Source organism: Nonomuraea angiospora (assembly GCF_014873145.1).
Classification (GTDB): domain Bacteria; phylum Actinomycetota; class Actinomycetes; order Streptosporangiales; family Streptosporangiaceae; genus Nonomuraea; species Nonomuraea angiospora.
In genome coordinates this window covers 1992559-2009018 of sequence record NZ_JADBEK010000001.1, presented here as the reverse complement: position 1 = coordinate 2009018, position 16460 = coordinate 1992559, and the positions used below count along the sequence as shown (strand labels likewise).

10 protein-coding genes are annotated in these 16460 nt (G+C 74.2%); 3 read left to right on the top strand and 7 right to left on the bottom strand.

Annotation, left to right across the window (positions count from 1 at the left end; translation table 11 throughout):
* Positions 1 to 25: 25 nt before the first annotated feature.
* Entirely contained in the window at positions 26 to 1039 is a 1014-nt protein-coding gene (locus tag H4W80_RS09150; RefSeq protein ID WP_192784689.1) for a LacI family DNA-binding transcriptional regulator, read from the bottom strand.
* 83 nt (positions 1040 to 1122) lie between these two features.
* Between H4W80_RS09150 and H4W80_RS09145 the strand changes: the two genes are divergently transcribed.
* Positions 1123 to 3033, top strand: coding sequence for a glycoside hydrolase family 35 protein (locus tag H4W80_RS09145; RefSeq protein WP_192784688.1), 1911 nt, complete (start codon positions 1123 to 1125; stop codon positions 3031 to 3033).
* A 44-nt stretch (positions 3034 to 3077) separates the two neighbouring features.
* Here H4W80_RS09145 and H4W80_RS09140 read toward each other — a convergent pair whose 3' ends face one another.
* Positions 3078 to 5039 carry a glycoside hydrolase family 84 protein gene (locus H4W80_RS09140; protein ID WP_318786771.1) on the bottom strand — a complete coding sequence of 654 codons (1962 nt, stop codon included), beginning with the start codon at positions 5037 to 5039 and terminating at the stop codon, positions 3078 to 3080.
* Between the two features lie 183 nt (positions 5040 to 5222).
* Here H4W80_RS09140 and H4W80_RS09135 point away from each other — a divergent pair, with 183 nt between their 5' ends.
* Positions 5223 to 7205, top strand: a complete 1983-nt coding sequence (locus tag H4W80_RS09135) for a bifunctional copper resistance protein CopD/cytochrome c oxidase assembly protein (protein WP_192784687.1) — start codon at positions 5223 to 5225, stop codon at positions 7203 to 7205.
* A 214-nt stretch (positions 7206 to 7419) separates the two neighbouring features.
* Here the strand turns inward: H4W80_RS09135 and H4W80_RS09130 are convergent, their stop codons facing one another.
* Both H4W80_RS09130 and H4W80_RS09125 read right to left on the bottom strand, forming a co-directional pair.
* Positions 7420 to 8568 carry a ZIP family metal transporter gene (locus H4W80_RS09130; RefSeq protein ID WP_192784686.1) on the bottom strand — a complete coding sequence of 383 codons (1149 nt, stop codon included), beginning with the start codon at positions 8566 to 8568 and terminating at the stop codon, positions 7420 to 7422.
* 285 nt (positions 8569 to 8853) lie between these two features.
* Positions 8854 to 9423, bottom strand: coding sequence for a DivIVA domain-containing protein (locus H4W80_RS09125; protein ID WP_192784685.1), 570 nt, complete (start codon positions 9421 to 9423; stop codon positions 8854 to 8856).
* 310 nt (positions 9424 to 9733) lie between these two features.
* Between H4W80_RS09125 and H4W80_RS09120 the strand changes: the two genes are divergently transcribed.
* A complete protein-coding gene (locus H4W80_RS09120; protein WP_192784684.1) occupies positions 9734 to 10777 on the top strand; it encodes a cation diffusion facilitator family transporter in 1044 nt (347 codons plus the stop codon).
* Positions 10778 to 10793: 16 nt separating this feature from the next.
* Here H4W80_RS09120 and H4W80_RS09115 read toward each other — a convergent pair whose 3' ends face one another.
* The 3 genes from H4W80_RS09115 to H4W80_RS09105 all read right to left on the bottom strand — a co-directional run bounded on the left by H4W80_RS09115 (position 10794) and on the right by H4W80_RS09105 (position 16307).
* Entirely contained in the window at positions 10794 to 11090 is a 297-nt protein-coding gene (locus H4W80_RS09115; protein ID WP_318786770.1) for a DUF3817 domain-containing protein, read from the bottom strand.
* A gap of 109 nt (positions 11091 to 11199) precedes the next feature.
* On the bottom strand, positions 11200 to 12471 hold the full coding sequence (locus tag H4W80_RS09110; protein WP_192793365.1) for a M1 family metallopeptidase: 1272 nt from the start codon (positions 12469 to 12471) through the stop codon (positions 11200 to 11202).
* Positions 12468 to 16307 (bottom strand): Pls/PosA family non-ribosomal peptide synthetase, encoded by a 3840-nt coding sequence (locus H4W80_RS09105; RefSeq protein ID WP_192784683.1) that lies wholly within the window; start codon positions 16305 to 16307, stop codon positions 12468 to 12470. The genes H4W80_RS09110 and H4W80_RS09105 overlap by 4 nt, the downstream gene beginning before the upstream one ends.
* Between the last annotated feature and the right edge of the window lie 153 nt (positions 16308 to 16460).

The window sequence follows — 16460 nt, the reverse complement described above, 5'->3', positions numbered from 1 at the left end:
ACTTTGCGGACAACCGCGACATGGCTCAGTGGCGACGCGGCGGCGCCGTGGAGTCGCGCACCGACAGTGACGCGGTGGCGAGAGCCTCGGTGGCCTCGCCGCCCAGCAGCAGGGCGACGGCCGCCGCGCCGGAGCGGTAGAAGTCCTGGCGCACGGTCGTCAGCGGCGGGTGGCAGTAGGCCGCCAGGGCGATGTCGTCGACGCTCACGATGGACACGTCGCCGGGCACCGACCGGCCGTGCTCGCGCAGCGCGCGGATCACCCCGAAGGCCATCTCGTCGCTGGCGGCGAAGACCGCGGTCACGTCCGGGATCATCGCGAGGACCTGACCCTGCCGGTATCCCGAGTCGGGCGACCAGTCGCCCTCCAGCGGGGGCGGCGCCTGGATCCCGGCCGCGGCCAGGCACTCCTGCCAGCCCTGCCGCCGCTGGCGCGCCTCGATCCACTCGTCGGGGCCGGACACGTGCCACACCTGGCGGTGCCCGAGGTCGAGCAGGTGCCGCGTGGCGAGGCGGCCCGCCTCCTTCTGGTCGATCCCGAGCACCCGGGCGCTCGCGGTGCGGGAGCCGTCGAGCGTGACGGTGGGGATGTCCCGGGTGATGTCCTCCATCTTCTGCGTCACCGAGATGAGCGGCACGGCGATCACGATGCCGTCCACGCCCTGGTCGGCGAGCTTGGACAGGGACCGCTCCATCAGTCCGGTGTCGAGCCTGGCGATGGTCGCGATGCTCACCGCGTAGCCGGCGGCGCCCGCGGCCGCCTCGACGCCGGCGGTCACCGCCGAGCGCGAGTAGTAGCCGCCGGACTGCAGCAGCACGAGCCCGATGGTGTGGCTGCGCCCGGAGGAGAGCACGCGGGCGGCGTTGTTGAAGCGGTAGCCGAGCCGCTCCACGGCGGCGAGCACGCGTTTCCTGGTCTCCGGGTTGACGTTCGGCGAGTCGCGCAGGGCGCGCGAGACGGTCTGCGCCGACACCCCGGCGGCTCTGGCCACGTCAGCCATGCTCGGCTGCCTCGTGGGCCGCTCGGTGGCTTTCGTCATGGCGCTCCCCTCTTGCGGCCTGCTGTCAGCAGGATCCTATCGCCCTTGTTACGTATGGCATCGATAACATAGGCTCTGCCACCGTGATCGAGCTGCCCGCGCCGGACCTCTCGCCGGCCCCGACGACGACCACGACCGCCTCCCTGGCTGATGAGAGCGCGCTCACCTGGCGCGCGGGCCGCCTGTACCGGCACGGCGTACCCCATCGCATCCTGTCCGGGGGGCTGCACTACTTCCGCGTCCACCCCGACCTCTGGCGGGACCGCATCCGCCGGCTCGCCGACCTCGGGCTCAACACGGTGGACACGTACGTCGCGTGGAACTTCCACCAGCCGCGCGAGGACGAGGCGCCGCGCTTCGACGGGTGGCGGGACGTCGAGCGGTTCATCCGCACGGTGGGGGAGGAGGGGCTCGACGTCGTCGTCCGGCCCGGCCCGTACATCTGCGCGGAGTGGTCGAACGGCGGCCTGCCGAGCTGGCTCACCGGCCGCGACGTCGCGATCCGCAGCTCCGACCCCGCGTTCACCTCGGCGGTCGGCCGCTGGTTCGACGAGCTGGTCCCGCGCATCGCCGCGCTCCAGGCCGCCGAGGGCGGGCCCGTGGTGGCGGTGCAGGTGGAGAACGAGTTCGGCAGCTTCGGCGACGACCAGGCGTACCTGCGCTGGAACCGCGAGGCCCTGGTCGAGCGCGGCATCGGGGAGCTGCTGTTCACCGCCGACGGGCCCACCGAGCTGATGCTGGACGGCGGCACCCTGCCGGGGACCCTGGCGGCCGTCACCCTGGGCTCCAAGCCCGACGCCGCCCGGCGGCTGCTCGCGCAGCGGCGGCCGGAGGAGCCGTTCGTCGTCGCCGAGTTCTGGAACGGCTGGTTCGACCACTGGGGCGAGCGTCATCACGTTCGCGAGCCCGGCAGCGTCGTGGACGCGCTGAAGCAGATCGTCGCCGACGGCGGCAGCGTGAGCATCTACATGGCGCACGGCGGGACCAACTTCGGGCTCTGGGCGGGTGCCAACGAGCACGAGGGCCGGTTGCAGCCCACCGTGACCAGCTACGACTCCGACGCGCCGGTGGCCGAGGACGGCACGCTGACAGCCAAGTTCTTCGCCGTGCGGGAGGCGCTCGGCGCGCGCGGACCCGTGCGGATGCCCGCGCGGACGCCGACGCTGCCGCCGTCGTCCGTCCCGCTCGTCCACCGCGCCGGTCTGCTCGCCGGCCTGCGTGCCGTGCCGGCGCCCACCTCGACCGGGCCGCGCCCGGCCTCGTTCGAGCGGCTCGGGCTCGACGCGGGCATGGTCCTGCACAGCGCGCGCCCGCGTGTCCCGGCGGGCGAGCACCGGCTCGTCCTCACCGACGTGCGCGACCGGGCCCTGGTCTTCGCCGATGGCGCCTTCCTCGGCGTCGCCGGCCCTGACCATCCGGAGCTGCCGGTACGCGGGACCGGCGCCGCCGTCCACCTGGAGGTCCTGGTCGAGAGCCTCGGCCGGGTGAACTACGGGCCCGGCATCGGCCGGCACAAGGGCCTGCGCGGCCCGGTCCTCGTGGACCGGCGGATGGTGCAGGGCTGGGACAGCACGCCGATCGCCCTGCAGGAGTGGTCCACCGCCGAACTGACCCACGCCCTCGCCGCAGTCCCCGCCCCCGAGCACAAAGGCCCCGCGTCCGAGCACGCGGGCCCCGCCCCCGAGCACACAGGCCCCGCGTCCGAGCACGCCGGGGCCGGGTTCGCCGTCGCCACCGTCGACGTCGAGACGCCCGCGGACACCTTCCTGGCCCTGCCGGGATCCCGGCGGGGCCTCGTCTGGGTCAACGGCTTTCTGCTCGGCCGCTACTGGGACATCGGGCCGCAGGTCACGCTGTACTGCCCGGCGCCGCTGCTCCGCGCGGGCGAGAACACCGTGACGGTCCTCGAGCTGGAACGGCTCGGCGCGACCCTGGAGCTGCGCGACCGCCCCGAGCTGGGCCCTCCTGAGGAGTACGTCGAGGAGTTCGGCTGACCCGAGGGCCGCTCACCGTGAGGAGTTCGGCCGACCCGCGCCGCTCACCGCTGGAGCCGGGCGTCGGCCGCGGCCAGGAAGACGTCGAGCACCCCGTCGCCCACCTGGGGCTGGGCCGCGCCCCAGCGGTTGCGCGGCGGGCTGACCCGCACGGCGCGGGCCTGCCGCTGCAGCTCGCGCGACTCGGCGAGCAACGCGGCCGCCTTGGCCTCGTCCCCGGCCTCCCGGGCCTGGAGCGCGTCCAGCATGTCCACCGTCGCCCGGCCCCACAGCTCGGTGGCGTCCAGCCAGGACGCGGCGTCGTCGGTGAAGCCCTTCTCCACCGCTCCGCCCCGGATGGTGGCCGGCGCCGTGGCGATGGCCTTCGCGTACGGCCTCAGCGCGCTGATCGCCTGGGTACGCCGCCCGGCGTCCCACGCCTGCCAGAACGCCGCCACCCGCGCGGCGAGCTCGGGCGCCTGGGTCTGCCACGGCGTGCCGCCGAACGTCGGAGCCAGGTGCTCCAGGTCGCCGAAGACCAGCAGGGCCGCCGTGGCCGCCTGGTCGCCGCCCGCGAGATAGGCCATCGCGCGCGGCCAGCTCCTCCTCGCGTCGTACGCCCTGTCGTTCCAGGTGAAGTCCGCGGCGCCGAAGACCGCGACCTTGCTCGCGTACGGCTGGTTCATCGGGTTGGCCACGATGCCGGACAGGTGCGCGGCCAGGCCGCCCTCACGCTTGTCGTAGGGCGCCAGCAGCAGCCGGCCACTGGTGTTGCCGTAGTCGTTGACCGGGTAGTTGTCCCAGACGAAGACCTTGCGCCCGAACAGCTGCGCCGCCTTCTCGGCCTGCGCGTTGGTGATCTCCGGCGGCACGGTGTCGGTGCCGGTCCACATCACCTCGACCGAGGGATCGAGGGAGGCCCGCAGGGTCTGCTTGTACGTGGTGTCGGTGAGGTCGCCGTACTCGGTGGGCACCATCTGCAGCGGCCGGGCGCCTTCGTGGCTGGCGATGAAGTCGCGCTGCAGGTCGTTGAGGAGATCGACCTGGGCCTTGGCGGCCGCGGTGCGTCCGGCCGCGCCGTAGGCCGTCTCGTCCGCCGCGCAGTTCCAGCGGGTGTAGCTGATGTCGTCCAGCGGGATGGAGAACGCCCTGGCGCCCAGGTCGTAGAGCGCCTGCAGCTTCCGCTTGAGGGTGTCGCGGTCCGCGCGGTCGGAGTAGCAGATCGACACGCCGGGGGAGAGCGCGAAGGTGAAGCGGACGTGGTTCGCGCCGGCCCGCGCCACCAGCTCGCCCAGCTCGGCGAGCTTGTCCGCCGGGTAGGGATCGCGCCACTTGTCCCGGTGGTAGGGATCGTCCTTGGGGGCGTAGATGTAGGTGTTGGCCTTGACGTCGCCGTAGAAGTCCATCTGGTCGAGGCGTTCGGCGTGGGTCCACGGCGCGCCGTAGAAGCCTTCGATGGTGCCGCGCAGCGGCATGGACGGGAAGTCGCTGACCTGGACCCCCGCCACCTTCCAGCCGCCGCCGGACGGGACGAACAGCTGGCGCAGTGTCTGCACGGCGTAGAACTGGCCCGCGGCGTCCTTGCCGCCGAGCGCGATCTGGCGCGAGGTGCCGCCCGAGACCCGCAACGCGTACCCCTCGGCCTGGCCGGGCACGACCGCGCCGCCGAGCGCCTGCGCGATGTCGGGGCGGGCCCCGGGGCCGAGGCGGACCTTGAGCAGGCCGGACGTGCCCGCGGGGATCCTGTCGGGGGCTACCGTGTCCACCCGGTCGGCGCCGTGCGCCCTGAGCTCCCGTACGAGGCGGTCGCGGGCGGCGGGGTCGGTCTGGCCGTCGGCGACCACGAGCACCCGGCCGGTGACGACGGCGGCGGCGCCGGTGCCGGTCAGCGACTGCGGGGTGGGCGACACCGAGGGTAAGGGCGGGACGGGAGCGGCCTGGGCCGCGGGGACGGGCAGGAGCGCTCCCGCACACAGGGTCGCGGCCAGCGCGAGGCACGCCGCAGGGGTGATCTTGCGTCTTCTCACGAAAGTCTCCACTGGTCTATACCCATGGGGGAGTCGGGGCGCGCCTTTCTCCGCGCGGTCTAGACCGGCAACCTGATCATCACCCTAATATCCGGATCTTTACTGTCAAGAGTTGCAATGTGGGACATGTCCGGCAAACCCTGCCAATGAACCGGTCTGCGCCCCTCCGCGTATCCGATGAATATGAGGGCAGCGACGCGGGTCTATGCCGGTTCGGTGGTGGCGGCGGGCGTCGTGGTGCTGGTCGCGGCGGTGCGGTTCGGGGGTGCCGGGGCGGAGCCGGCGATCGCGGGGCTGCCCACCGCCGGCCCCGTCACCGAGTGGGCCCTGCCGCTGGTCAAGCTCTGCTACGACCTGTGCGCGGTGGCCACCCTGGGAACGTTGCTGGCCGCCGTCGTCCTGGCTCCGGCCGGCTCGCCCGAGAAGGGGGCCTGCCTGCGAGCGGCCCGGTGGTGGGCGCTGGGATGGGCGGTCACCGCCGCCCTGAGCTACCCGCTGACCATGTCGTACGTGCTGCCGCTGCCCGTCACGGACCTGCTCGCCGATCCCGGCCTGCTGCAATACGGCCTGACCATCCCGCAGGCGCGGGCCCTGCTGCCGGTGCTGGGCGCGATCACCATGGTCGTCCTGGCCACCCGGCTGCCGCGCCTGCCCGGGTGGGTCGCGCTGGCGATCGCCGCGTTCGGGCTGCTGCCGCCCGCCTACGTCGGGCACGCCGCCTCGGCCGCCGATCACGACGTCGCGGTCTCCGCGCTGACGGTCCACCTGATCGCGGTGTCGCTGTGGGTCGGCGGGCTGGGCGCCGTCCTCATCCACTTCCGCCGCGCCGGCGACCTGCGGGCCGTGCTGTCCCGGTTCAGCACGATCGCCTTGTGCTGTTTCGCGGCGGTGGCCGTCTCCGGGGCGGTGGGGGCGTGGGTGCGGCTGAGCGCCGTGTCCGACCTCTGGCGGACCGAGTACGGGCAGTTCCTGCTGGCCAAGACCGCCGCACTCGTGCTGCTCGGCCTGTTCGGCTGGACCCACCGCAGCCGCACGGTCGCGCGCGCCGCAGACGGTAGCGGTGCGGTCGCGCATGTCGCAGACCGCAGCGGTACGGTCGCGAGCGTCGCCGACGGTAGCGGCACGGGCACGCACGTCGCCGACCACAGCGGTACGGTCGCGCACATCGCAGACCGCAGCCGTACGGTCGCGCATGTCGCCGACCGGAGCCGTACAGTCGCGCACGTCGCCGATCGGAGCGTGCGCCACGTCTTCGTCCGGCTGGCGGCGGGTGAGCTGATCGTGATGATGGCGGCCATCGGCCTGGCCGTCGGCCTGTCCCGCACTCCGCCGCCGCCCCCGCCCCCGGGCGTCGCGGACGCGCATGAGCGCCTGCTGGAGTACGACCTGCCGCCCTTCACACCTGGCGCGCTGCTCACCGAGCTCCGCCCGGACCCGCTGATCCTGCTCTGCCTGGCCTTGCCCGCCGTCGGATACCTGGTCGGCGTGCGCCGCGCGGGGGACTGGCCGCTCGGCCGCACGCTCGCCTGGTACGCGGGCCTGGCCCTCCTGGCGCTGGTCCTGCTCTCCGGGATCGGCGGCTACGCGCGGGCGATGCTGTCGGTCCAGGCCCTGCAGCACGTCGTGCTGGCCGTCGTCGCGCCTCTCCTACTCTGCCTCGGCGCCCCGCTCACCCTCGCCGCCCGGGCCACCACGGAGTCCTCCCAGTACGGCGACCTCGGCGCCTGGCTCCGCAAGCGCAGGCTGAGCTTCCTCGCCCTTCTCCCGGCGGCGTACATGGTGGCGTTCCCGCTGCTGTACCGCACCGGCTGGCTGGCCTGGTCGCTGGCCGGCCACGCCGCTCACCTGCTCACCATGGCCCTGTTCCTGGGCGGCGGGCTGCTGGTCTTCTGGGTGCTGGCGGGCGCGGACCCGGTGCCGCGCCCCGTCTCCCGGCCGCTGCGTGCCGGGCTGCTGGGCGGCGTGCTGCTGGTACAGCTGGCCGTGGGGGCGTACCTGCTGCTCGGCCCGCCGGTCGCGGCCGACTGGTTCTACCTGGTGGGCCCCGACGGCGCGCCGGACCTCTTCACCGACCAGCAGCTGGCCGGGGCCGTCCACCTGCTCGTCCCGCTGCTCCCGCTCGCCCTCCTGGCCGTACGCCTGGCGCGGCACGCTCCAAGGCCGTGACGCGCGTGCTCGGAGCTCAAGCGGGCCGGCGACCACGTGGCGACGCAGGACTCGACGGCGGGCGGCCGTCAGCGGCACGCTCCAGGCCCTGGACCTCGGGCTGTCGCCCGGTCCGACGGCCAACAGCTCGGCCTCGGCTCAACAGCTCAACCTCGCGTCATTGGCTCGGCCTCGGGTCAACAGCTCAACCTCGCGTCATCACCTCGGCCTCGGGTCATCGGGCCGGCGGCGCGTCGCTGAGGGCGGCGAGGAGGAGGTGACGCTGGCGCAGGGTGAGGTCGCCGATGGTGGCGCCACCGTCGATCTTCGCCTTCCGCAGGGTTTCGGTGATCTCGTCGGGGGCGTGCCCCGGCAGGACGCGGAGCAGGGTCGCGGCGTCGGCCCCGATGGTGGTCGCGTCCCTGCGGGACAGCAGGGACTCCAGGCCGATCCGTCCGGTCGCGACCGCGGCGCGCAGCTCGGCCGGGGTCAGCTGCCGGGAGAGCGGCGCCGCGCTCGGGCGCGGCAGCGGAGCGGCGGCGACGGGCGCCGCCCCCTCGGAGCGACCGGCGGACAGGAGGGCCTGCGCCGAAACCAACAGGCCGCCTATGGCCGCCACGGCGGTGGCCGCGAGGATCAGGTGCCGCCGCGAGAGCCGCCGGCTGTCGCGGGCTATCGTCAGGCCGATCAGCGCGGTACGCAGCAGCACGCCGGTGATCATGCCGAGCAGGATCGGCACGCTCTGCGGCGGCAGGGGCGCCACGGTGGCCAGCACGACGCCGGTCGCAGGGGCGAGGCAGGAGACCGTCAGCCACGGTGCGAGCCGTTTGCGCGCCAGGTCGAGCAGGGCGGTCAGCGCGAGCCCTTCACTGGCCGAGTGGACCACCAGGGCGGCCACCACGACGGCGGAGGCGGCCAGCGCCAGGGTGGCGCCCTCGATCATGCGGTGCAGGGACAGCGCGGCGGCGGTCCCCACCCCGCCGTAGACGGCGGCGCTCACGGCCTGCCTCACCCGCCGGTGCACGCCGGGCGCGTGCCGGCCGCCGGAACCGCCCTCGTCGTGCTGGTGGCCGCACCCCTTGCGGGTGAAGTACGTGATGACCACGAACCCGAACACCCCGGCCAGCCCCACCACCCACAGCGGCACGCCGGTGGCCTCGGCCTCCTCCCAGGCATCGGGCAGCAGGTCGACCAGGGCGGTGACGAGCATCAGGGCCGAGGCGACGGCCAGCCAGACACTGACGCTCGCGGTGTTGCGCCGGGCCAGGTAGGCGCCGGTGAGCGTGGACAGCGCGACCAGGGCCACGGCGGCCCAGGTCGCCCAGCCCGGCATCGGCTCCTGCGTGGCCACCGATGATGCCGGGCCTGCGAGCGGCACGAACATGGCGCAGCCTTTCTGGCGAGGTGACAGCGGTGCTCATTTCGGGCGAGGTGACAGCGCTGCGGAAAGGAGACGACTTCTGGCCGGGGCCCGGTGTCGGTCGGGCCCGGTGTCGGTCGGGCCCGGTGTCGGTCAGGGGCGGTGTCGGTCGGGCCCGGTGTCGGTCGGGCCCGGTGTCGGTCGGGCCCGGTGTCGGTCAGGGGCGGTGTCCGTCGAGCGGGGTGTCGGTCAGGGGCGGTGTCGGTCAGGCGGGGTGTCGGTCAGGGGCGGTGTCGGTCGGGCCCGGTGTCAGTCGGGCTCGGCGGGGTCGTCATGCGCGCGTACGGCCGCCGTTTCCCCGGGTGGGGGTGCGACGATGTCGTCCAGCAGGGCGCGCAGGGTGTCGTGCAGGTGCCGGCCATGGTCGGCGATCACGCCGTCGAGCCGTTCCCCGATGGCCAGGCGGGCGGCCTGGGCCAGCGCGTCGGCGGCCGCCGCGGCCTCGCCGCGCAGCCGTTCGGCGTCCTCGTGGGCGGCGGCCACGATCCGCCGGGCCTCCCGCCGGGCGGCCGCGATCGTCTCTCCCCCGACGCCGGTGGGCGGCGTGGACAGCCGTTCGCGCAGGCGGGCGTTGTCCTGCCAGAGCAGGCTGAGCGTGGTCTCCACGTGCGCCAGGAAGGTGTCCACTTCGGCCAGGTCGTAGCCCGAACGCAGCCGTACCACGGTGAAGACCTGGTGGTGCACCATGGGGGCGGTCAGCAGCGCGAACTGGCCGGGCACGTTCCCCTGGACGGGCAGCGGGACGGGCGCTCCGCCGGCCGACGCGTGGCTGTGGGGGAGAACGGGGCCGTGGTCGTGCTCTTCGTGTGTGACATGCATGGCGGGCCGTCACCGAACCTTTCGCCGTGGGCGCTGGAAGCGGCGGGGTGTGCCCGCCGCCGTGGCGGCGGGCACACCCGCGGGGGGCTACTCCTGGTCGGGGTCGTGATCGTCGTGGCAGCAGGCCGCGCTCTCGTCCGCAGGCTCGTCCGGGTGGGCCGGGCAGGCCGCCTCGTCGTGATGGTGGTGGGGGTCGGTGGTCATCGCGATTCCCTTCTCTTATACGCAGAGTAATTGACACGCTACATTCGGTTTAAACACCTGATCAGATGTTCATGTGTAGAAGCGAGGAGAGGAAGGAGCTCGGCGCATGTCTGATAACCACGGGCACCACGGGCACGGCCATGGGCACGGCGTCAGCGCGCACGCGGACCGGCGCCATCTCGGCGGCGCGCTCGCCCTGATCGCCGCCTTCATGGCCGTCGAGGTCGTGATCGGGGTGATCGCCGGGTCGCTGGCGCTGATCTCCGATGCCGGCCACATGCTCACCGACGCGATGGCGATCGTGCTGGCGCTGGTCGCGATGCGCATCGCGGCCCGTCCGCCGCGCGACGGTTTCACCTATGGCCTAAAGCGCGCCGAGATCATCTCCGCCCAGGCCAACGGCATCACCCTGTTGCTGCTCGCGGCCTACTTCACCGTCGAGGGCGTCCGCCGCCTGATCGAGCCGCCGCACGTCGAGGGGCTGTTCGTGGTGGTCACCGGGCTGGCCGGCATCGCCGTGAACGTGGCCGCCACCTGGCTGCTGTCCCGGGCCGACCGCTCCAGCCTCAACGTCGAGGGCGCCTTCCAGCACATCCTCAACGACCTGTACGCCTTCATCGCCACCACGCTGGCCGGCGTAATCGTCTGGCTCACGGGCTGGGCCCGCGCCGACGCCATCGCCGCGTTGATGGTCGCCGCTCTGATGTCCAAGGCGGGATGGGGCCTGGTGCGGGCCGCCGGACGGGTGTTCATGGAGGCCGCCCCGGCCGAGGTGAACCCCGCCGAGGTCGGCCGCCAGATCGCCGCCCTGGACACCGTGGTCGAGGTGCACGACCTGCACATCTGGGAGGTCACCTCCGGGTACGCCGCCCTGTCGGCGCACGTGCTGGTCACCCCCGGCGCCGACTGCCACGCCGCGCGCCTGGCGGCCGAGTGCCTGCTCCGGGAGGGCCCCGGCATCATGCACACCACCTTGCAGGTCGACCACGCCTCGCCCGGCAGCCACGCCTTCGACGACGACGGCGCCCTGCGCCGGCTCGTGCAGCACTGCGCCGACCCGCACGGCCCCACCCACCACTCCCTGCGCCGTGACGAGATGGCGGCCGGCGACGGCCGCACCGGCCACCGATGCACGGCGCCGGGAGAGTGACGGACGCCGCCGGCGGTCAGGCGAGCTGCCCGGCCGCCGTACGCGCCGCCATCCGCCGCTCGAACCACACCGAGGTGAACGGCGGCACCGCGCACACCAGGCCCAGCACCACGGCGCCCCGGCTCCAGCCCGCCTCCCGCGCCGAGAGGATCACCCCGGCCGCGTACAGCACGAACAGCGCGCCGTGGATCGGCCCGAACACCTTCACGCCGAGCTCGCCGGTCTGGGTCACGTGCTTGAAGAACATCCCGACCAGCAGCCCCGCCCACGAGCACGCCTCGGCCACCGCCACGAGTCGAAACCAGCGCAGCACAATCCACCCTTTCGTCCGATTATCGCGCTTACTCTACAGGTCGTAGAGCACAGCCTGATCATCGGTCCCGGAAGGTCCCGGAAGGTCCCGGAAGGACGCGGGGAGCCCGTCAGGGGAGCGGGGGCAGGGGCTTGTCGTGCAGCCAGGCCGCCAGCAGCGGCCCCACCGGCCGGCCGGCGTGCCGCTGGACGTGCGCGGCGAAGTCCGGGGTGGTGACGTTCGCGTGCCGCCGCCCCGCCGTCCAGTCGCGCAGCATGGGGAAGAAGACCTCGTCGCCCAGCGTCCGGCGCAGCGCGTGCACGGTCAGCGCCCCCCGCTTGTAGACGCGGTCGTCGAACAGCGTGCCCACCCCGGGGTCGGTCAGCACGAAGTCCTGCGGGAGGGCGGTGAGGCGCTGGTGCCAGCGCCGGGCGTGGGCGGCGGCGGGCTGCCCGCCTGAGGCCTCCGACCAGAGCCATTCGGCGTAGGTGGCGAACCCCTCCTGCAGCCAGATGTCGCTCCAGCGCGACAACGTGAGGCTGTTGCCGAACCACTGGTGCGCCAGCTCGTGCGCCACCAGCCGCTCGAACCCGCGCCGCCCGTCCACGTGGTTCCTGCCGAAGATCGACATGCCCTGCGCCTCGACCGGGATGTCCAGCTCGTCATCGGTCACGACGACGACGTAGCCGCCGAACGGATAGGGCCCGAACCGGTCGGTGAAGACCGCCATCATCTCGCCCTGCCGGCCGAAGTCGTGCCGGATGCGGGTGGCCAGGCGCGCCGGATGCGCCACCTGGGTGCCCGCGACCTCCGCGACCCGGTAGCGCCCGATCTGCACGCTGGCCAGATAGCTCGCCATGGGCTCGGCCTGGTCGTAGACCCAGGTCGTGTTCCCGCCCGCGCGGCGCTGCTCGGTGAGCACCCCGTTCGCGATGACCCGGTACGGCGACGCGGTCGTCACGGAGATCCGGTACGTCGCCTTGTCCCCGGGCCGGTCGTTGCACGGGAACCAGGACGGCGCGCCGATGGGCTGCCCGGCGACCAGCGCGCCGTCGGACAGCTCCTCCCAGCCCAGCCCGCCCCACGGGCTGGCCACCGGCACCGGTCTGCCCGCGTAGCGGACCTCGACCCCGGCGACGGCGCCCGCGGCCAGCGACCAGGGCAGCGTGATCCGCAGCTTGCCCTGGCCGTGCGCGTGGCGGGCGGGAATGCCGTCCACGGTGACGCCTTCGACCCGGAAGCGGCCGAGGTCCAGGTCGAGCACGCTGAGGGGTTCGGCGGCCGTCACCGTGAGCAGGGCCGTGCCCTCGAGCCGGTTGTTCGCCAACCGGTACTTCAGCGCCAGGTCGTAGCGCGACACCATGTAGCGGTGGTCGCCGTGCCCGGCGAAGTACGGGGTCATCGCCACGCCGAGATGGGGTTGCCGAACCAGCGCGTACGGCCGGGCACCGACTCCCCCCGCATGACGAGCGAGGCCGGCCCGATCGTGGCGTCGGCGCCCACCCGCGCGGCGGGCAGCACCACGCCGTGCGGGCCCAGCGTCGCGCCCGCGTCGAGGGTCACGGTGTCCATGTTCATGACCCGGTCGTGGAACAGGTGGGTCTGCAGGACGCAGCCCCGGTTGACGCAGGCGCCATCACCCAGGGTCACCAGATCCGCCTCCGGCAGCCAGTACGTGTCACAGGTGACCCCATGCCCGATACGCGCCCCGAGCGAACGCAGCCACACGTTCAGCGGCGCGGTCCCCAGCCACGGCTGCGCGAACCACGGCGCCGCCAGCACCTCCACGAAGTTGTCCGCCAGCTCGTTGCGCCACACGAACGAACTCCACAGCGGCTGGCTGCCCGCCCGGATCCGCCCGACCAGCGCCCATTTGGCGGCCGTCGCGACCAGGGCGGCGGCCACGCCCGCGACCAGCAGCACCACGCCGCCCAGCGCGAGCGTCAGGGCGAAGCCGTGGCTCGCCGCCAGCCACTCGAACGCGGCGGCCACCAGGACCGCGAGCGCGACCGCGCACATCGCGGGCACGACGCGGAACGCCTCGACCAGCGCCCTGGCGGCCTTGTACCGGGCGGGCGGGTCGTAGGTGCGGCTGCGGTCGGCGTCCTCGGCGGTGCGGCGCAGCTCCATGGGCGGCATGCCCACGTACGACGAGCCGGACCTGGCCTTCTTCGGCGTCGCCGACAGCACGCCGACCAGGCCGTCCTTGGGCACCTTGCGGCCGGGCGCGGTCATCCCCGAGTTGCCGAGGAAGGCGCGCTTGCCGATCCGCGCGGAGGCGATGCGCATCCACCCGCCGTCCAGCTCGTACGGGGCCACCATCGTGTCGTCGGCCAGGAACGCGCCGTCGCCGACGGACGTCATCGTGGGCAGCGCCAGCACCGTGGACAGCTCGACGCCGCGGCCCACCTTCATGCCGAGCGCCCGCAGCCACACGGGCGTCAGGACGCTGGCGTACAGGGGGAACAGCCAGACCCGCGCCGAGGCCATCAGCCTTCCGGTCGCCCACGCCTGCCACGCCTGGCGGCTGTGCACCGGATGGCGGCCCGCGTGCAGGCCCAGCCCGAGCAGCCGCACGCTGACCAGCGTGACCAGGGCGAAGGCCGCCATGCCCGCGAGGGTCGCGGCCGGCACGCCCGGCAGGGCGGCGGCCAGGGCGGCACCGATCGTGGACGCGTCGCCGGCGAACGCGGCCAGGACCGCGAGCCCGGCCGCGGCCGCGACGGCGGGGAGCAGGCTGAGCACCATGGCGCTCACGCCGTACACGGCGGCCCAGAAGCGGGAGCGGGCGGGCCGCTCCGCCGGGCGCGAGCGGCGGGACTTGCCCTGCCGGAACGCCGGCGCGCCGGCCCAGTGCTGTCCCGCCGGTACGGTGCCGGCGACCGCCGATCCGGGAGCGATCTGGGCGTTCTTCCCGATCCTGGTGCCGGGCAGCAGCGTCGAGCGGGAGCCGACGGTCGCGCCCGCGCCGATCCGGATCTCGCCGACGCGCAGCAGGTCGCCGTCGTACCAGTAGCCGCTGAGATCGACCTCCTGCTCGACCGAGGCGCCCCTGCCGAGCTTGAGCAGCCCCGTGACGGGCGGCGGCGAGTGCAGGTCGGCGTCGGCGCCCACCTGGGCGCCGAGCAGCCGGGCGTACCACGCCATGTACGGCGCCCCGGCCAGGTCGGGCACGCCGAGCCGCTCGGCGAACCGCTCGGCGAACCACACCCGCAGATGCACGCCGCCACCGCGCGGGTAGGCGCCGGGCCGCACGCCGCGCAGCACCAGCCGGGCCACGCCCGCGGACAGGCCCATCCGCCCCGCGGGGGTGACGAACAGCAGCGCGCCCAGCGCCACCCACCACCACGACAACGCCGGGGCCCACGGGGGCGCGAGCAGGTTGCCGAGCGCGGCGAGCAGCACGATCCAGCGCACCGCGCCGGCGCTCAGCAGCACGACCATGAGCGCCGACTCGGCCAGCGCGGCCCGCCCGGGCATCGGGGTCACCGGCGGCCGGTCCGGCTCGGCCTCGCCCCTGCCGGACAGCAGCCGGGCCAGCCCGCCGAGCGTCGGCTGGGCGTACACGTCGCCCACGGCCACGTCCGGATGGTCGGCGCGCAGGACCGACACCAGCCGGGCCGCGGCCAGGCTGGTGCCGCCGTCGGTGAAGAAGTCGGCGTCGGGGCCGCTCGGCGGCACGCCGAGGACCGCGGTCCAGTGGCCGGCCAGCCGCGCCTCGGCCGGGCTCAGCGCGACCTGCGCGGCGGCCGGCTCGGTCAGCGGCCAGGGCAGCGCCGCCCGGTCGATCTTCCCCGAGGTCCTCGTGGGCAGCGAGTCGACCGGCGCCAGACGCGGCACCAGGGCCGCGGGCAGCGTGTCCGCGAGCCGTTCGCGCGCCTGCCCGAGGTCGAAGCCGGGCTCGGTGACGAGGTAGCCGACGAGCACCTGGTGGCCGCCGCCGGCGGTGCGGACGGCGGCGGCCGCGCCCGCGACCCCGGGCAGCGCCTGCAGCGCGGCGTCCACCTCGCCCAGCTCGATCCGGCGGCCGCCCAGCTTCACCTGGTCGTCGGCCCGGCCGGCGAAGACGAGGCCCTCGGGCTCGGCGCGTACGAGGTCGCCGCTGCGGTAGGCGCGCGGCCAGCCCAGCGAGGGCAGCGGCGCGTACTTCTCGGCGTCCTTGGCCGGGTCCAGGTAGCGGGCCAGGCCGACGCCGCCGATCACCAGCTCGCCGGTCTCGCCCATGGCCACCGGCTCGCCCGAGCCGTCCACGACCGCGAGGTCCCATCCGTCGAGGGGCAGGCCGATGCGGACCGGGCCGTCGCCGGTGAGCGGCGCCGCCGTGGCCACCACGGTGGCCTCGGTGGGGCCGTAGGTGTTCCACACCTCGCGCCCCGGCACGGCCAGCCGCTCGGCCAGCTCGGGCGGGCAGGCCTCGCCGCCGAAGATGAGCAGCCGGATGCCGTCGAGGTGCTCGGCCGGCCAGAGCGCGGCCAGCGTGGGCACGGTCGAGACGGCCGTGATCCGGTGGGCGGCCAGCCACGGGCCCAGGTCCATCCCGGTGCGCACCAGGGCTCTGGGCGCGGGCACGAGGCAGGCGCCGTGCCGCCAGGCCAGCCACATCTCCTCGCAGGAGGCGTCGAAGGCCACCGAGAGCCCGGCCAGCACCCGATCGCCGGGGCCGAGCGGCCGCTCCTGGAGGAACAGCCCCGCTTCCGCGTCCACGAACGCGGCGGCGGAGCGGTGCGTCACCGCGACGCCCTTCGGCTTGCCGGTCGAGCCGGAGGTGAAGATGATCCACGCGTCGTCGCCCGGCTCGGGCGGCGCGGGAGCCCGGTCCGGCGTGCCGGTCACCGTGAGCTCCCCGGAGACGATCGCGTCCACGCCGGCCTCGGCGAAGACGGTCTCCGCGCGTTCGGCCGGGTCGTCGGCGTCGACGGGCACGTAGGCGGCGCCGGCGGCGAGCACGGCGAGGATGGACACGTACAGCTCGGCGGTCCCCGACGCGAGGCGCACGCCGACGCGGGAGCCGCGGCCGACCCCGGCCTCGGCCAGCCCGGCGACCAGCCGGTCCACCTCGGTGCGCAGCGAACGGTAGTCGAGGACCACGGTGCCGTCGTCGATCGCCGGCGCGTGCGGGTGGCGGCGCGCGGTCTCGTCGAGGACGTCGATGAGGGTGCGGGGCGGCGGTGCCAGAACGCCCGCCGGGTAGACCGCGGTCGCGGCCCTCAGGCGTAAATCGGCCGGATTGCTGCGCAAGCGGTGCTCCCTGGATGGACGACGGGTGACATGCCAGGGTACGCCCCCAAAGTTGCGGAGCAGGCCCTCCGGGGGCCGGGGAAAGTTTCAGGACGGCGCACCGCCGAATCGTCGAAATTTTTCGGATGACGGTCTGCCCGGGCGACGCCACGG